The sequence below is a fragment of the Actinoplanes sp. NPDC048988 genome (genome assembly GCF_043197815.1).
Lineage (GTDB): Bacteria > Actinomycetota > Actinomycetes > Mycobacteriales > Micromonosporaceae > Actinoplanes.
Genome location: NZ_JBICTW010000001.1, coordinates 319,712 through 336,118 on the forward strand (window position 1 = coordinate 319,712; position 16,407 = coordinate 336,118).

The 16,407-nt window shown below is 70.1% G+C and carries 17 protein-coding genes; 6 read left to right on the top strand and 11 right to left on the bottom strand.

Annotated features, from left to right (window positions below; translation table 11 throughout):
• Positions 1-34 precede the first annotated feature (34 nt).
• The 3 genes from ACGFJ7_RS01565 to ACGFJ7_RS01575 are packed head-to-tail and all read right to left on the bottom strand — an operon-like array spanning position 35 to position 3,401.
• Positions 35-1,453 (bottom strand): diguanylate cyclase domain-containing protein, encoded by a 1,419-nt coding sequence (locus ACGFJ7_RS01565; RefSeq protein ID WP_392640184.1) that lies wholly within the window; start codon positions 1,451-1,453, stop codon positions 35-37.
• Between the two features lie 37 nt (positions 1,454-1,490).
• Positions 1,491-2,978: a tRNA (N6-isopentenyl adenosine(37)-C2)-methylthiotransferase MiaB gene (gene miaB, locus ACGFJ7_RS01570; protein WP_392640187.1), complete on the bottom strand. Its 1,488-nt coding sequence runs from the start codon at positions 2,976-2,978 to the stop codon at positions 1,491-1,493.
• Between the two features lie 21 nt (positions 2,979-2,999).
• Positions 3,000-3,401 carry a hypothetical protein gene (locus ACGFJ7_RS01575; RefSeq protein ID WP_360241689.1) on the bottom strand — a complete coding sequence of 134 codons (402 nt, stop codon included), beginning with the start codon at positions 3,399-3,401 and terminating at the stop codon, positions 3,000-3,002.
• Positions 3,402-3,541: 140 nt separating this feature from the next.
• On the opposite strand from ACGFJ7_RS01575, the gene ACGFJ7_RS01580 reads away from it, so the two are divergent.
• The 5 genes from ACGFJ7_RS01580 to ACGFJ7_RS01600 all read left to right on the top strand — a co-directional run bounded on the left by ACGFJ7_RS01580 (position 3,542) and on the right by ACGFJ7_RS01600 (position 7,320).
• Positions 3,542-4,285: an amino acid ABC transporter ATP-binding protein gene (locus tag ACGFJ7_RS01580; RefSeq protein WP_360241692.1), complete on the top strand. Its 744-nt coding sequence runs from the start codon at positions 3,542-3,544 to the stop codon at positions 4,283-4,285.
• 37 nt (positions 4,286-4,322) lie between these two features.
• Complete coding sequence (locus ACGFJ7_RS01585; RefSeq protein WP_360241695.1) at positions 4,323-5,180, top strand: glutamate ABC transporter substrate-binding protein; 858 nt, start codon at positions 4,323-4,325, stop codon at positions 5,178-5,180.
• Positions 5,181-5,245: 65 nt separating this feature from the next.
• Positions 5,246-5,920, top strand: a complete 675-nt coding sequence (locus tag ACGFJ7_RS01590) for an amino acid ABC transporter permease (RefSeq protein WP_360241698.1) — start codon at positions 5,246-5,248, stop codon at positions 5,918-5,920.
• Entirely contained in the window at positions 5,917-6,807 is an 891-nt protein-coding gene (locus ACGFJ7_RS01595) for an amino acid ABC transporter permease (protein ID WP_392640192.1), read from the top strand. The genes ACGFJ7_RS01590 and ACGFJ7_RS01595 overlap by 4 nt, the downstream gene beginning before the upstream one ends.
• A 12-nt stretch (positions 6,808-6,819) precedes the next feature.
• A complete protein-coding gene (locus tag ACGFJ7_RS01600; protein WP_360241704.1) occupies positions 6,820-7,320 on the top strand; it encodes a DinB family protein in 501 nt (166 codons plus the stop codon).
• On the opposite strand, the gene rny is transcribed toward ACGFJ7_RS01600, so the two are convergent.
• The 7 genes from rny to ACGFJ7_RS01635 all read right to left on the bottom strand — a co-directional run bounded on the left by rny (position 7,294) and on the right by ACGFJ7_RS01635 (position 14,939).
• Positions 7,294-9,009, bottom strand: a complete 1,716-nt coding sequence (gene rny, locus ACGFJ7_RS01605) for a ribonuclease Y (RefSeq protein ID WP_360243534.1) — start codon at positions 9,007-9,009, stop codon at positions 7,294-7,296. The genes ACGFJ7_RS01600 and rny overlap by 27 nt on opposite strands.
• A gap of 343 nt (positions 9,010-9,352) precedes the next feature.
• Positions 9,353-10,399: a hypothetical protein gene (locus ACGFJ7_RS01610; protein WP_392640196.1), complete on the bottom strand. Its 1,047-nt coding sequence runs from the start codon at positions 10,397-10,399 to the stop codon at positions 9,353-9,355.
• Between the two features lie 426 nt (positions 10,400-10,825).
• On the bottom strand, positions 10,826-11,767 hold the full coding sequence (locus ACGFJ7_RS01615) for a hypothetical protein (RefSeq protein ID WP_392640199.1): 942 nt from the start codon (positions 11,765-11,767) through the stop codon (positions 10,826-10,828).
• Positions 11,768-11,903: 136 nt separating this feature from the next.
• A complete protein-coding gene (locus ACGFJ7_RS01620) occupies positions 11,904-12,524 on the bottom strand; it encodes a hypothetical protein (RefSeq protein WP_360241712.1) in 621 nt (206 codons plus the stop codon).
• Between the two features lie 28 nt (positions 12,525-12,552).
• Positions 12,553-13,227 carry a regulatory protein RecX gene (locus ACGFJ7_RS01625; RefSeq protein WP_392641266.1) on the bottom strand — a complete coding sequence of 225 codons (675 nt, stop codon included), beginning with the start codon at positions 13,225-13,227 and terminating at the stop codon, positions 12,553-12,555.
• A 265-nt stretch (positions 13,228-13,492) separates the two neighbouring features.
• Positions 13,493-14,539 carry a recombinase RecA gene (gene recA / locus ACGFJ7_RS01630; protein WP_097318782.1) on the bottom strand — a complete coding sequence of 349 codons (1,047 nt, stop codon included), beginning with the start codon at positions 14,537-14,539 and terminating at the stop codon, positions 13,493-13,495.
• A gap of 199 nt (positions 14,540-14,738) precedes the next feature.
• Positions 14,739-14,939 (bottom strand): DUF3046 domain-containing protein, encoded by a 201-nt coding sequence (locus ACGFJ7_RS01635; protein ID WP_360241715.1) that lies wholly within the window; start codon positions 14,937-14,939, stop codon positions 14,739-14,741.
• Between the two features lie 42 nt (positions 14,940-14,981).
• On the opposite strand from ACGFJ7_RS01635, the gene ACGFJ7_RS01640 reads away from it, so the two are divergent.
• The gene (locus ACGFJ7_RS01640; RefSeq protein WP_360241718.1) at positions 14,982-15,647 is read left to right on the top strand and encodes a UdgX family uracil-DNA binding protein; all 666 of its coding nucleotides are present in this window, start codon (positions 14,982-14,984) and stop codon (positions 15,645-15,647) included.
• On the opposite strand, the gene ACGFJ7_RS01645 is transcribed toward ACGFJ7_RS01640, so the two are convergent.
• The gene (locus ACGFJ7_RS01645) at positions 15,644-16,390 is read right to left on the bottom strand and encodes a TetR/AcrR family transcriptional regulator C-terminal domain-containing protein (RefSeq protein WP_360241721.1); all 747 of its coding nucleotides are present in this window, start codon (positions 16,388-16,390) and stop codon (positions 15,644-15,646) included. The genes ACGFJ7_RS01640 and ACGFJ7_RS01645 overlap by 4 nt on opposite strands.
• Between the last annotated feature and the right edge of the window lie 17 nt (positions 16,391-16,407).

Below are 16,407 nucleotides of genomic sequence, written 5' to 3' on the forward strand. Positions count from 1 at the left end.
CCCGGTTCCCGCGGGAACCGGGCCGTCGCGTTTCTCAGGCGACCGCGAGGCTGAGGGCGCCGATCGTCTTGGCCCGCTTGGCCTCGTACATCGCGAGGTCGGCGCGGGCGACGACGTCGTCGGTGGAGTCGCCGGCGCGGGCCTGGGCGACGCCCATGCTGACCCCGATCCACGCCGGTTCGGCGCCGGCCGGGAACGGCTCGGCCACCATCGCGCGGATCCGGTCGCTGATCACATCGACCGCGCCGGCGCCCCGGCAGACGATGACGAACTCGTCGCCGCCGAACCGGCCGATCAGGTCGTCCTCGCGGACACAGCCTCGCAGCCGGTTCGCCACACCGACGAGCAGCTCGTCGCCCGCGGCGTGGCCGAGCCGGTCGTTCACCGCCTTGAAGCCGTCCAGGTCGCAGAAGAGCACGGTGAGTTCGGCCGGGCGGTCGGCCAGTTCCGCTGTCACGTGCTCGATCCAGGCCGCGCGGTTGGGCAGGCCGGTCAGCGCGTCCGAGGTGGCGAGCCGGCGCAACGCCCGCTCGGCCGAGCGCCGGGCCTCCGACAACCGGCCGACGCGCACCATGACCAGTGGGATCAGGGCCGCCGAGGAGACCGCCAGCAACACGCCGTCGGCGGGCTGGCTCAGCAGCACCCGGCCGCCGCCGATCACGGGACCGATCGCGAGCATGACACCCAGGAAGGTCAGCCGGGCCACGCTCAGGTGGTCGTCCGGCGCCGGGCCGGCCGCGGTGACGACCGCCGCCGACGGATGCAGCGCGGCGCAGCCGAGCGCCATGTAGGCGGCCAGGAAGACCATGTTCGTCCAGTCCGCGCGCAGGCCGGACGCGTCGACGGCGAGCGTCCCGGCCACGTTGCCGATCAGGGTGAGCCCGATCCCCGCGGTGAGCAGACGGACGGCGGTGATCTGCCCGGCCCCGACCGACGAGAGCCGGATCAGCGCCCCCAGCGCGCCGGTCAGCACGATGAGGTTGACGAACGCGCTGATCTTCCCGCTCGCGGAGACGCCGTCGACGGTGAGCGCCGGGAGGAGGACGACGTCCCACAGCACGCCGCTCAGCGCGACCGCCGTGATCACCGAGTCGATCACTCCGCCGGCGTCGCCCCGGCCGCGCTTGACCACCACCACGAGGGCCCCGGCCAGAACCACGACGTTGGCCACGCTGAACAGGAGGCCGGCCGCGCTGCCGTCGCCGGTCTCCCGGCCCCGCACGATGACCAGCCAGATCCACCAGAGGTTGCCGACGTTGAAGAGCGCGAGCGCCGCCAGTTGCAGCCACCACGGCGACCGTTCACCGCGGGGCGCCCGGCGCAGTGCGGCGCCGACGGCCGGCAGGGTCGCCAGCGTCACCAGCAGAAACGGCCATTGCCGCAGCTCGTAGGGCCACAGCAGGTAACCGGCCACCATCGCCCCGGCGAAGGCTACGTACCACCGCAGCACCATGAACAGCTCATCGGCCGTCCCCGGTGCGGTCTGAGGATCAGACGGCGCAGCCGCCGGTCGACGCCGGCAGGGGAGCCGGGACGCCGATCGTGGGCAGGCCCAGGGAGACGCCCTTGAGCTTGGGGGTGCGGCCGGCCTCGAAGGCGTCGCCGGCGCGGGTGCGACGGTAGCTCAGCGGGGCGCCGTCGGCGTTCAGGTGGTGGGGGGCCGCGTACGTCACCACGGTCTCGACGATGTCGCCGGGGCGCGGGGTGAGTTCGCCGGTGGCGAAGTGGACCAGGCGGCCGTCGCGGGCGCGGCCGCTGAGACGGCCCGTACGCTCGTCCTTACGGCCCTCGCCGACCGCGACCAGGACCTCGACCTTCTCGCCGACCAGCTTCTTGTTCTCGGCCCAGGTGATCTCCTCGAGGAGCGCGACCAGACGCTCGTAGCGCTCCTGCACCACGGCCTTGGGCAGCTGCTCCGCCATCACGGCGGCGGGGGTGCCGGGCCGCTTGGAGTACTGGAACGTGAAGGCGCTCGAGAACCGCGCACGGCGTACGACCTCGAGGGTCTGCTCGAAGTCCTCCTCGGTCTCGCCCGGGAAACCGACGATGATGTCGGTGGTGATCGCGGCGTCCGGCATGGCGGCCCGGACCTTGTCGATGATGCCCAGGTATTTCTCCTGGCGGTAACTGCGCCGCATGGCCTTGAGCACCCGGTCGGATCCGGACTGCAACGGCATGTGCAGCGAGTGGCAGACGTTCGGCGTCTCGGCCATCGCGGCGATCACGTCGTCGGTGAAGTCCTTGGGGTGCGGGCTGGTGAACCGCACGCGCTCCAGGCCCTCGATGGCGCCGGTCGAGCGCAGCAGCTTGCCGAAGGCGAGCCGGTCGCCGAACTCCACGCCGTACGAGTTGACGTTCTGCCCCAGCAGCGTGACCTCGAGGACGCCCTCGGCGACCAGCGCCTCGACCTCGGCCAGGATCTCGCCCGGGCGGCGGTCCTTCTCCTTGCCGCGCAGCGACGGCACGATGCAGAAGGTGCAGGTGTTGTTGCAGCCCACCGAGATCGACACCCAGCCGGCGTAGGTCGACTCGCGCTTGGTCGGCAGGGTCGACGGGAAGACCTCGAGCGACTCGAGGATCTCGACCTCGGCCTCGGAGTTGTGCCGGGCGCGCTCGAGCAGCGCCGGCAGCGAGCCGATGTTGTGGGTGCCGAAGACGACGTCGACCCAGGGCGCCTTCTTGACGATGTCGCCGCGGTCCTTCTGCGCCAGGCAGCCGCCGACGGCGATCTGCATGTCGGGGTTCTTGACCTTGGTGGGGCGCAGATGGCCGAGGTTGCCGTAGAGGCGGTTGTCGGCGTTCTCCCGTACGGCGCAGGTGTTGAAGACCACCACGTCGGCCGACTCGGGATCGGCCGCGCGCACGTAGCCGGCGTCCTCCATCAGCCCGGAGATGCGCTCGCTGTCGTGCACGTTCATCTGGCAGCCATAGGTGCGTACGTCGTACGTACGCGCGGCGCCCTGAATTTCGGTAGTCATGGCAATTGACCAGGGTACTGCCTACCTCCCCGTGGTGGCGGGGCGCACGTTGCGGCGTTCCGGCCCGTCGTCGGTCTCGACCTCGTCGACCTGGACCGCGACCAGGCTTCCGTCCGGCGTCGCCAGGACGTACCGCGAAGGGTCCAGGGAGTCGTCGGGGAGAAGGACCGCGGCACCCAGCCGGACCGAGACGGCGCTGGCGGCCGTGGCCTCGTCGACACGCGAGGGCGCCAGATAGACGTCGACCAGTGTCGGGAAGTCACCGCCGACCTCGTAGACGTCGCAGAGAATGTCACCCTCGGCTTCCAACGGGACTACCGAGCGCTCCAGCGTGCCGGCCAACGCACCGCGCACACGATCCGGGTCGAGGGGGCAGGCGACCGCCCAGTTCCAGAGGCCACCTGTCGGATCGGTGTCAGCCATACCGAACATGGTGGACAATGATGGCCTATTGCGAGTGCTGAGTTACCAGTCCGTGACCATTCTCGGCGTGAACCGATACAAGCACCCACATAGAGTGTGCCCATCCGGGTGAACCCCAATGACGGGACGGTGGTCCAGCAGTGTCCGACGAGGCTCTCATCGTCCTCGACAAGGTGAACAAGTACTTCGGGCCGCTTCACGTGCTCCAGGACGTGGATCTCTCGGTGGCCCGAGGCGAGGTCGTCGTCGTTATCGGACCGTCGGGCTCCGGGAAGTCCACGCTCTGCCGCGCGATCAACCGGCTCGAGCCGATCAACTCCGGCACCATCACCTTCGACGGCCGCCCCCTGCCCGCCGAGGGCCGCTCCCTGGCCCGGCTGCGCAGCGAGGTCGGAATGGTCTTCCAGTCCTTCAACCTGTTCGCGCACAAGACGATCCTGCAGAACGTCATGCTCGGGCCGGTCAAGGTGCGCAAGGAGAAGCCGGCCGAGGTCCGCGAACGGGCCATGTCGCTGCTCGACCGGGTCGGCATCGGCAACCAGGCCGAGAAATATCCGGCCCAGCTCTCCGGCGGCCAGCAACAGCGCGTGGCGATCGCGCGGGCCCTCGCCATGCAGCCCAAGGCGATGCTGTTCGACGAGCCGACCAGCGCGCTCGACCCCGAGATGGTCGGTGAGGTGCTCGACGTGATGACGTCGCTGGCCCGCGAGGGAATGACGATGGTGGTCGTGACGCACGAGATGGGATTCGCGCGGCACGCGGCCAACCGCGTCGTTTTCATGGCCGACGGCCAACTGGTCGAATCAGCGCCGCCGGCGGAGTTCTTCGCCAATCCGAAAAGCGATCGCGCCAAGGACTTCCTTTCCAAAATCCTCACGCACTGATCCGTTGTCCATCTAGGAATATTCGAGGAGCCCAATGATGCGCATCACCCGTTTGGCAGCCGCGCTCGGCGCGGTCGCCATGGCGCTGACCGTGGCCGCGTGCGGCGGGGACGACGACGCGGGCAGCGGCAGCAGCAGCGCCAAAGGCATCGTCGGCAAGGCCGAGAGCGGCAAGCTGGTCATCGGCGTGAAGGCCGACCAGCCCGGCCTCGGCCTGCAGACCGGCAGCACGTACTCCGGCTTCGACGTCGAGATCGGCAAGATCATCGCGAAGGGCCTGGGCCTGGCCGACAGCGGCATCGAGTGGAAGACCACGGTCTCCGCCAACCGCGAGCCCTACATCCAGCAGGGTCAGGTCGACCTGGTCGTGGCGACCTACACGATCAACGACGAGCGCAAGAAGGTCGTCAACTTCGCCGGCCCGTACTTCGTCGCCGGTCAGGACCTGCTCGTGCCGACCAACTCGACGATCACCGGGCCGGAGTCGCTGGCCGGCAAGAAGGTCTGCTCGGTGAGCGGCTCGACCCCGGCCAAGCGGATCCAGAGCGACTACAAGGACGCCAAGCTCCAGCAGTTCGACTCGTACTCCAAGTGCGTGACGGCACTGGCCGGCGGTCAGGTCGACGCGGTCACCACCGACGACATCATCCTGGCCGGCTACGCCGCCCAGGAGCAGTACGCGGGCAAGTTCAAGGTGGTCGGCAAGCCGTTCAGCGAGGAGCCGTACGGCATCGGCCTCAAGAAGGACGACACCGCCGGCTGCAACAAGATCAACGACATCCTGAAGGCGGCCGCCGCCGACGGGTCGTACAAGAAGGCCTGGGACGACACCCTCGGCAAGAGCGGCAAGGCCGCGCCCGAGCTCGACGCCTCCAAGCTGACGAACTGCTCCTGATCCCTCTTCAGTGCCGCGGGGGCCGGTGATCCGGCCCTCGCGGTTTTCTTCGCTCGAAGGTGCCGATGGACGTCTTCTCCGATCCCCTCAACCGTGAGGTCTACCTCACCGGGTTCCTCTGGATCCTGAAGCTCACCCTCGCCGGCGGTGTCGGCGCCCTGGTGCTCGGCGTCCTCATCGCCGCGATGCGGGTCTCCCCCATCCCGGTGCTGCGCGCATTCGGTACGGCCTGGGTGAACATCTTCCGCAACACGCCACTCACCTTGATCATCCTGTTCTGTTACTTCGGCCTCTACTCGGCGCTCGGCGTCGCGTTCTCCGACGACCTCGATCTGAACGTCTTCTGGCTCGGCGTCACCGGCCTGTCGGTTTACACAGCGGCGTTCGTCTGCGAGGCGATCCGCTCCGGCATCAACACGGTGCCCGCGGGCCAGGCCGAGGCGGCCCGGGCGATCGGCATGACGTTCTGGCAGACGCTGACCATCATCATCCTGCCGCAGGCCGGCCGGGCCGTGATCGCGCCGTTGGGCAGCATCATCATCGCGCTCTGCAAGAACTCCACCATCGTCGGCACGATCGGCCTCGTGGAGTCGTCGAGCGCGATGAAGCAACTGATCAACGAGAACGGTGACGCGGTCATCCCGATCTTCCTGGTCTTCGCCGGCACGTTCGCGATCGTCCTGATCCCCACCGGCTACGCCTTCGGCTGGCTGGCCAACCGCCTGGCGGTGAAGCGATGACTACCGACGCGGTTCTCTACGACCACCCGGGGCCTCGCGCCAAGGCACGCAACCGGATCCTCACGGTCGTCTTCAGCGTCCTGCTGCTGGCGCTGCTCTACTGGATCTACCGGAAGTTCGACGAGAAGGGCCAGTGGGCGGCCGCCCTGTGGAAGCCCTTCACCCAGTCGAGCACGTGGACCGACTACATCCTGCCCGGCCTGCTGCACACGCTCGAGGCGGCCATCGTCGCGGCGGTTCTCTCGCTGGTCTTCGGCGTGATTTTCGCGGTCGGCCGGCTCTCCGACCACTGGTGGGTGCGGGTACCGGCCGGGGCGGTCGTCGAGTTCTTCCGGGCCGTGCCCCTGCTGCTGATGATGTTCTTCATCTTCTTCGGCATCCCCTTCCTGACCCAGCAGCCCATGTCGATCTTCTGGGCCGTGGTGATCGGCCTGACCCTCTACAACGGGTCGGTGCTGGCCGAGGCGTTCCGGGCCGGCGTGCGGTCGGTGCCGGCCGGGCAGAGCGAGGCGGCGTACGCGATCGGCATGCGCAAGGGCCAGGTGATGGGCCACATCCTCATCCCCCAGGCGGCCCGGGCCATGCTGCCGGTGATCGTGAGCCAGCTCGTCGTGCTGGTCAAGGACACCGCGCTGGGCTACATCATCTCGTACAACGAACTGCTCCAGCTCGGCGTCAACAACGTCGCGGCCAACTTCGGCAACCTCGTCCAGGCCGCTATCGTGGCCGCGATCATCTACATCATCGTCAACTCGATGCTCACCGCGTTCGCCGGCTGGCTCAGCCGCCGCACCCGGCGCAGCGGCAAGGCGCCCCGCGTCACGGGGCGCAGCGTGGTGATGGGAGCAACCGATCCGGGCATGGGTGGTGGCGGCGGTGTCGTCTGAGATGCTGAGCGCATGATTTCCGCCGACGACGCCATTCACGAGCCCGCCAAGGTCCAGTTCGAGGCCTTTCTCGACGAGCACCGCAAGGCGCTCCTCGACAGCCTCGACGGCGTCACCGAGGAGCAGGCCCGCGCCTCCCTGGTGCCGTCGCGCACCACGCTGCTCGGCCTGGTCAAGCACGTGACGATGGTGGAGAACGTCTGGTTCGGCGAGGCGGTGACCGGCAAGTCGCGGGCCGAGCTCGGCATCCCGCTCACCGCCGACGAGTCGTTCCTGCTCGACGACGACGACACCATCGAGAGCATCCAGGACGCGTACCGCGAGACGATCGAGAACTCGCGGCGGGCGGCGGCCTCGATCGCGCTGGACGACCTGCTGCCGGGCAACCGGCGCGGGCCGCTCCCGCTGCGCTGGGCCTACATGCACCTGCTGCGCGAGCTGGCCCAGCACTGCGGGCACGCGGACATCCTCCGCGAGCAGCTCGGCCTAACGAGCGAGCTCGGTGACGCGTGACTCGCGCACCACGGTGACCCGGATCTGACCCGGATAGGTCAGCTCCTCCTCGATCTGCTTGGCAACATCCCTGGCCAGGACGGCGGCGCCGATGTCGTCGACGTCGTCCGGCCGCACCATCACGCGGATCTCCCGGCCGGCCTGCATGGCGAAGACCTTCTCCACGCCGACCTTGCCGGCCGCGATCTCCTCGATCCTTTCCAGACGCTTGACGTACGCCTCGAGGCTCTCCCGCCGAGCGCCCGGGCGCCCGCCCGAACAGGCGTCGGCCGCCTGCGTCAGCACGGCCTCGATCGTCTGCGGCTGAACCTCGTTGTGGTGCGCCTCGATCGCGTGCACCACGTCCTCCGACTCGCCGTACTTACGGGCCAGGTCGGCCCCGATCAGCGCGTGGCTGCCCTCGACCTCGTGGGTGAGCGCCTTGCCGATGTCGTGCAGGAAGGCGGCCCGCTTCATCGACGGCACGTCCAGGCCCAGCTCGGCCGCCATGATCCCGGCGATGTGCGCGGTCTCGACCAGGTGCTTGAGCACGTTCTGGCCGTAGCTGGTGCGGTAACGCAGCCGGCCCAGCAGCTTCTTGAGCTCGGGGTGCAGGTCGGTGATGCCGACATCGACCAGAGCGTCCTCGGCGGCCCGGTCGCAGAGCACGTCGACCTCGTTCTTGGCGCTCTCGAAGACCTCCTCGATGCGGTGCGGGTGGATCCGCCCGTCCAGCACCAGCTTCTCGAGGGTGAGGCGGCCCACCTCGCGGCGCACCGGGTCGAAGCAGGAGAGCAGCACCGCCTCGGGGGTGTCATCGATGATCAGGTTCACCCCGGTGACCGACTCGAAGGCCCGGATGTTGCGGCCCTCACGGCCGATGATCCGGCCCTTCATCTCGTCGCTGGGCAGATGCAGGACGCTGACCACGCTCTCCGCGGTCTGCTCGCTGGCGATCCGCTGGATGGCGTCGACCACGATGTGCCGGGCCCGGGTGTCGGCGGTGCTCTTGGCCTCCGCCTCGACATCCCGGACGATGATCGCGGCCTCGCGCTTGGCCTGCGCCTCGATGCTCTCGACCAACTCGGCCCGGGCCGCCTCGGCGGTCAGGCCGGCGATGCGCTCCAGCTCGCGGCGCTTCTCGTCCTCGGCGCCGGCCAGCTCGGTCTCCTTGGCGGAGAGGGCGGCCTCGCGGGCGGAAAGGTCGGTGTCCATGCCGGCGAGGCGGCGCTCCCGCTCGACCAGGCGCTCGACCTCGTCGGCGTGCAGCCGCTCCCGCTCGTCGATGCGGGCGGCGCGGCGCTCGACCTCGGCCGCCTGCTCCTTGGCGGTGGCGTTGAGCAGCGCCACCTCGCGCTCGCCGGAGCGGCGGGCGGCCGACCGGACCTGCTCGGCGTCGGCCTCGGCCTGGCGGTGGGCCCGCTCGAGGATCGTGTCGGCCTCGCTGTGCGCGTCCTCCAGGACGCGGCGGGCCTCGGCCCGGGCGGCGTTGGCCTCGGCCTTGGCGGCGGCGGCCTCCGCCCGTACCGAAGCGGCCTTGGCATTGGCGTCGTCGACCTTGGCCAGCGCGTCGTCGACCGCCTGACCCGAACCCTGGGCGTCGGTCTTCTTGAGGTGACGCAGCGCCCGGGCGCCGAGCAGCATGCCGGCGACCACGAAGGCGGCGAGGACGACGATCGCCACCACCAGCACCCAGTCCAGGGCGGTCAGCACGCCGCGTCTCCCTTCGCCGCCCGGCACGAACACGCGCGCGGGCCATCTGTGGGATGCCCGACCAAGGCCGCGGATGCGCAGGAGAAATCAGGCCCCTCCGCTGGCGTGGGTACGCCGGGGCCGACCGCTGTATGTCAAGCCCTGAGCGCCTCTCGTTCCGCGGTTCGGCGCTCCGGGCGGCATCTTACTGGATAAGTGATGCCGTAATGTAATGCGATCTATGTTGTGCGTGTTGCATGCGATGGTCGAACAAACCTTGTGTAACGCGAGGCTAGGTCGCGAGTGCCACTTCGGTCAAGGATCCATGATTCGGTACCGCTTACCCCCAGGTCACCGCAATTCAGGCGTACCTGGACCAGAGATCGCGCATCGGCTCCCACTTCTCACCGACGCCCTCCTTCCAGTAGGCGAGCAGGAAACCCGCCACGGGAGTCTGAGCGTCATCCCACCAGACACCGCTCACGGTTCGGGTGGTTCCGCCCTCGGTGAGACGATACGCGTATTCCACGTAGTTACCGGTGGTTCGCCCGCTCGGAGTAGGCCCTTCGGTGGCCGGCCCCACCCCCGGGGTGAGGGTGCGCGCGTCGACGGCCTGACCCATGGCCTTGACGCGGGCCTTGTCCCGCTCGGCGACGTTCTCGTACTCGACGAAGATCGCGCTCATGCCGTCGAGGGTGCAGCGGACGCGAACCTTCTCACCCGGGCTCAGACGAGGGCCGCCGGAGGTGCCGCTGCGGCCGCAGGTGGAGAGGAACGGTAGCCAGCCCTCGGCGAGGGTGACCAGGGCGGTGCCGTCGAAGTCGGGGGCGTTGAGGGTGGCCTGACTCTGCTCGAAGACCCCCAGCGACGGTGTCGCGGCCGGGGCCTTGGCGGCCGGCCCCCGCTCGGGGGCGGAGGCACGGCCGGCGAAGAAGCCCCCGGCGCCGAAGAGCAGCAGGCCGGCGACGAGGCCGGCCAGGAGCCCGGCGACGAAGCGGCCCCGGTTCGGGGGCGGGGTGGGCTCGATGCGGCGACCGGGCGGGGAGGAGAAGCCGTAGGGGTTGCTTTCAGCCGGGGCCGGATAGGGGTCGCCGTGGAAAGGGCCGTACGAGGCGCGGCCACCGGCCGGGCTGGCGGGGGCAGCCGGGTACGGGGTGCCGCTCGCCGGGCCGGGGATGCCACTGGTTGGGGAGGGCGACCCGCTCGTGGGCCAGGAGGCACCGCCATCAGCCGGGATGCCATTGGAGGGCGGGGTGCCATCGGCGGCACTGGCCGGGTAGGGCCGATCGAGGCCGTCCCCGGGTTGACCGAGACTGTCCCCCGGCTGGCCCGGAGTGCCGGGCTGGCCGGGAACGCCGGGCTGGCCGGAAATGCCGGGCTGGCCGGAAATGCCGGGCTGGCCGGGCATTACGGCTGGCTGGTCGCTCGAGGGTGACGGCGGCGGCGCTGAGGCCGAGGCCGGTGGGAAAATCGGCGCTGTCGGGTCGGCGCCTTCCTGGAAGGGACCGTAGCCCGGCATACGGCTCTGATCGGTCACAACGTTACAGATTACCAGGCAGTGGCCAACGCCGATGTCCGTCAAGACCCGATCACCAGCGCCGAGCTATCCGGCCGCGACCCCCGAAGGGCCACGGCCGGATGCCGCCGTCCAGCTGCAAACCGACCGGCTCCGCCAGCCCTCGGGAACCAGGACCCGCGCCGCCAGACCAACGAAAGGACCGGCGTTGTCAGGCCGGAACCCGGGGCCAGCGTTGTCAGGCCTGCGGCTCGGACCCGGCGTTGTCAGGCCGGGACCCGGGCCCGCGATGTCAGGCCGGGACCCGGGCCGGCGTTGTCAGGTCTGCGGCTCGGACCGGCGTCGGCGGGTTACCAACAGCAGGACCACGCCGCCGACTAGGACGGCTGCGCCGGTTCCGGCCATGCCGGCCGAGTTGGCGCCGGTGAGGGCCAGGATCGGGTTGCTGGAGCCGCCGGCGCCGCCTGCGTTGTCGGTGTCATCGTTCGGAGTGACGCTGCCGTTCTCGTCGGCGTCTCCGATCGGGCCGGGGTCGGCCGCGGGCGGGTTGTCGTCCGCTCCGTCGTCGTTGGGCGGTGTCTCGCCGTCATCGCTGGGCGGGTTCTCGCTGCCGTTGCCACCGGCACCGCCGGGAGGGTTCTCGCTCCCGTCGCCACCGCCGTCGCTGGGCGGGTTTCCTTCCCCGTCGCCGGGAGGGGTGCCACCGCCGTTGTCAGGCGGAGTGCCACCGCCATTCCCGGGCGGAGTGCCACCACCATTACCGGGCGGAGTGCCACCGCCGTCTCCATCACCGTCCCCCGGCGGAGTGCCACCACCGCCATCGCCGGGCGGAGTACCACCACCGCCGCCGTCCCCTGGCGGAGTACCGCCGCCGCCGTCCCCCGGCGGGGCACCACCACCGTCCCCGTCGCCCGGCGGAGTACCACCGCCGTCGCCGCCGCCCGGCTGAGTGCCGTCGCCGTCGCCGGGCGGAGTGCCGTCGCCGGGGGTGCCGGGGTTGTCGTCGCCGGGCGGGTCCTCATCGTTTGCGGCTGGGGCCGGGTCGGCCTCGTTCGTGGGTGGCGCCTCGGTGGTCTTCTCGTCGGTGGCGCCCGCCTGCTTCTCGGCGACGACCACGATGCCGCGGGTGGCGGCGTTCGTGGTCGCGGCGCCGGCCGCGTGGGCGCTGGTCAGCGCTGCCACGCCGACCGCGCCGGCCAGCACGCCGAGCCGCGCGGCCGCGCGCAAGCCGCGATGCCGCGCAAGCTGATTGATCCGCATGTCCCTCCCCGTTGTCGCACGCGAAGAGAGCACACATGTCAGCGATCCCCCCGCGATGCGAGGAAGCAACTTAACCGAGGTCAAGCCGGCTGCGCCATCCACGTACGACAATATAGAGGGATAAAAATACTGATGGTTACCTATTCCACACGAAGACCAGAGGAACCAGCGCGGGCTGCCCGCTCCACGAACCGCTCAACCGCAGACCGTCCGGCACTCCCCCGGCGCCGATCCGCCGAACCACAGCGAACTCGGCCGCCTCCGTCGCCACCAGCGCCGGATCTCCGGGCCCGATGAGCGCCGGGTCGCCCGGGTCGGCCGCGGCTTCGGCGACGACGATCGTCATGCTGAGGGGGCGCGGTTCGAGCCGGCCGTCGGTTTCGATGAACTCCTGTGCCTGGCCCTCGCCGTTGATGATCGCCTTGGTCAGTGCCGCCGCGTAGACCGGGTCGCCGGTCGCGTCGTACACCCAGCGCGGCCCGAGCACCGAATGCTCACACGTGCCCACCAGCAGGGAGTCGCCGTCGTCCACAGGCGACCCGCGGTAGGTGAGCGGCACCTGGAGAACCGGGCCGTCCCCCGCCCGTACCAGCAAGGTCTCGATCCCGACCTCGCCGGCCGGGTCGTCGAACCGATAGGCCGCCACCCGCTCGAGCTCCGAGCCCCCGGCCCCGCCGGCCCAGTCCTGCGCGGGAAGCCACTTCGCCAACAGCTCGAGCTTGGTGGGGCGAATCTGAGCACGATGAATCAACGCCATGCGCCGCATCGTAGAGGGAAGCCCGGGGTCAGGAGAGGTCGGTGCTTTCGTCGGCCAGGGCGTCGGCGTCAACGGCGTCGGCGAACTCGGCCGCCTCGGCGTCGCGGGCGGCCAGAGCCTCCTTGACGGCGCGGAAGGCCGTGCCCGCCGGGTAGCCCTTGCGGGCCAGCATGGCCACCAAGCGGCGGAAGACGGCGTCGGGAGGACCGGTGGCCGTGCGCAGCTTGCGGTCGACCAGGGCGCGGGCGGCGGCGGCCTCGTCCTGTTCGTCGACGGACTCCAGGGCCTGGCTGGCGGTCTCGGCGTCGACCCCGCGCTGGCGAAGCTCGTTGGCCAGCGCACGCCGGGCCAGGCCGCGGCCGTGGTGGCGGCTCGACACCCAGGCGCGGGCGAAGGCGGCGTCGTCGATGATGCCGACCTCGTCGTACCGGTCGAGCACCTCGGCGATCACCTCGTCGGAGATCTCCTTGCGGGCCAGGACCTTCGCGAGCTCGGCCCGGGTACGGGGCCGCACCGCCAGCTGACGCAGGCAGATCTCCCGGGCGCGCTCCCCTTCGCTCTGCGCGGGCTGAGCCGGCCGTCCTGAGCCGGCCTCTCCGGAGCTGTCACGCCCGGTGCGAGCGCGGCGAGAGCCGGAGCGGCCGGAGCGAGCCGAAGGAGGACGGGCCTCGTCGGGCTGGTCCTGCTCCGAGTCGTCCGGAATGGACTCGTCTCGGCCGGTGGAGCCCACGCCGAGGCCGAACGGGTCGGCGCGGGACCACGGGAGGCCCTGGCGGGCGGGGCGGGAGGTTCCGCCCGGCGAGTCGCCGCCGCGACGTGGCGGAACGTTGCCGCGTTCCGTCTCGCCGCCGGGGGACTCGCCGGGCGGATGCTCATCGGAAGGGCGGGGCGGCCGGGGCGGGATGGCATCCCATCCGCGCCCGGCTCGCGCGCCGCGTCGTCCGGTCATGTGGTGAGCCCGGCCGGGATCAGAAGTCGACCGGCGGCAGCTCCGGGCCGCCGGCGGCGTCGCCGGTGGTCTGGCCCACGCCGAGCTTCTCCAGGATCTTCTTCTCGATCTCGGCGGCGACGTCGGGGTTCTCCTTGAGGAACTCCCGCGCCTTCTCCTTGCCCTGGCCGAGCTGGTCGCCGTCGTACGTGTACCAGGCGCCGGACTTGCGGATGATGCTCTGCTCGACGCCGACGTCGATCAGCGAGCCCTCGCGCGAGATGCCCTTGCCGTACATGATGTCGAACTCGGCCTGCTTGAACGGCGCGGCCACCTTGTTCTTCACGACCTTGACGCGGGTGCGGTTACCCACGACGTCGGTGCCGTCCTTCAGGCTCTCGATGCGGCGCACGTCGAGCCGGACCGAGGCGTAGAACTTCAGCGCGCGGCCACCGGTCGTCGTCTCGGGCGAGCCGAACATGACGCCGATCTTCTCGCGGAGCTGGTTGATGAAGATCGCGGTCGTGCCGGAGTTGTTGAGGATACCGGTGATCTTGCGGAGGGCCTGGCTCATCAGCCGGGCTTGGAGGCCGACGTGGCTGTCGCCCATCTCGCCCTCGATCTCGGCGCGCGGCACGAGGGCGGCCACCGAGTCGATGACGATGATGTCGAGCGCGCCGGAGCGGATCAGCATGTCGGCGATCTCGAGCGCCTGCTCACCCGTGTCGGGCTGGGAGACGAGCAGGGCGTCGGTGTCGACACCGAGCGCCTTCGCGTACTCCGGGTCGAGGGCGTGCTCGGCGTCGATGAACGCCGCGATACCGCCGTTGCGCTGCGCGTTGGCCACCGCGTGCAGGGCGACCGTCGTCTTACCGGAGGACTCCGGCCCGTACACCTCGATGACGCGGCCGCGCGGCAGGCCGCCGACGCCGAGCGCCACGTCGAGGGCGATGGACCCGGTGGGGATGATGGCGGTCTCCACGACCGGCCGCTCCCCAAGCCGCATCACCGAGCCCTTGCCGAACTGCTTGTCAATCTGTGCCAATGCCAGATCGAGCGCTTTGTCCCGGTCAGGTCCGTTCCCCATGTCCGCCACCCCTGTACTCGATTTCGCAGGCGTCTTCGCCGATGAGCTTCTGTTCACCACGCGCACCAAGGTAGGGGGTGGGTATGACAAAAATCCGCTGCCCTGCCTCCGGCTGTGGATAACCAAGCCGTTGTGGACAATAGCCGAACACGTGTACGACTATCGAGTGACACGCCAGAACGGGTGTACGAAAGCAGCGTTATCGCAGGCGAGAGGGCACCCGATCGGGGTACGCGGCCACCACTGCTCGCCAGATAGTAGCCGTATCGACACCGTCAGCTATCGCCCGATCGATGGTTCGGTCGCCCAGTGCCGCAAAAGAGTGATCTGCCGCAATGCTCCGCGCATAGGCGCCACCGAACGACTCGTTGAGTCGCTCCCAGAAATCCGTCAACCGCACCCCACGAGGGTACTCAGACCGGATGGGGGTAAAAACGTCTCCATGCCTAGGACCGAAGCTCCGGTCGGCGCGCAGGAGTGGGTGCCGCCCCAGCCATGGAGCATCGACAAGCTCAAGTCCGCCGCAGCCGACTGTCAGGGCTGTGAGCTGCACGCGGACGCCACTCAGACCGTCTTCGGGCGGGGCGCGCCGAACGCCCGGGTGGTGCTGGTCGGCGAGCAGCCGGGCGACGTCGAGGATCAGAAGGGCCTGCCTTTCGTGGGGCCGGCCGGGCGGCTGCTGCGCGAGGCGGTCGACGACTCCGGCCTCGACGCGAGTGACGTCTACATCACCAATGCCGTGAAGCACTTCCGCTTCGAGACGCGCGGCAAGCGGCGCATCCACCAGAATCCGGGCCCGGCCCACATCACCGCCTGCCGGCCGTGGCTGGTCGCCGAGTTCTCGCTGCTCGAGCCGGAGCTCGTGGTGATCCTCGGCGCCACCGCGGGCAAGGCGCTGCTGGGCCCGTCGTTCCGGGTCACCCAGCAGCGCGGCAAGCTGATGCCGTGGCCGGCCTCGGCCCAGCATCCCGGCGACTTCCCGGTGGCCGAGATCCAGGCCCTGGCCACGTTCCACCCGTCGGCCGTCCTGCGCGCGGATGATCGCGAGACGGCGTACCGCACCCTGGTCGAAGATCTGAAGATCGCGGCCGGCGCCCTGAGCAGCTAGCGGTCGAGCAGGGCCTCGATGCCGTCGAGGATGCGATCGAGCCCGAAAGAGAAGGATCGCGAAGGGTCGCCGACCGCGTTGTACTCCTGGCCGGCGGCCGTGCCGACGCGGCCGGAGAGCGGGTAGGCGCCCGGCGGCATGACGCGCTCGAGGATCGGCGCGTTGATCTCCCACCACTCGAGGTCCGACATGCCGGACTGCTCGGCGGTCCGGCTGGCCGCGATGGAGGCTCGCGCGGCGGCGGCCGTGAAGCCGCCGACCAACGTGATGACCTGGTCCATCTCGAGATCGGTGAAGCCGGCGCCCTCGATCGCGGCCAGCTGCCACTCCCAGCGATCGGAACCGTTGGGGCCGATCCACGGCCGGCTCTCCTCCACCTGGAGCAGCCACGGATGCCGGTGGAACTCGTCCCACATCTGCCGGGCGACCCCGGTGAGCCGTTCCCGGAGGTCGCCCTGGTGCGGCGGCAGTTCCCGCTCCCCCATCACCTCGTCGACCATGAGGCCGATCAGTTCGGAGCGACCCGGAACGTACGTGTAGATCGACATCAGTTTGAGCCCGAGCCGGTCGGCGACCTTGCGCATCGAGAACGCGGGCAGGCCCTCCTCGTCGGCCACGGCGATCGCCGCGTGCACCACCTCATCGACGCTGAAGCGCTGCTTGGGACCGCGTGAGCCCTGCGGCGTGCCGAGAGTGCGCCGCCAGAGCAGGCTCAGCGTGCGGTCGACGTTCTGACTTTCCATGTGCGGAGATTACCCCG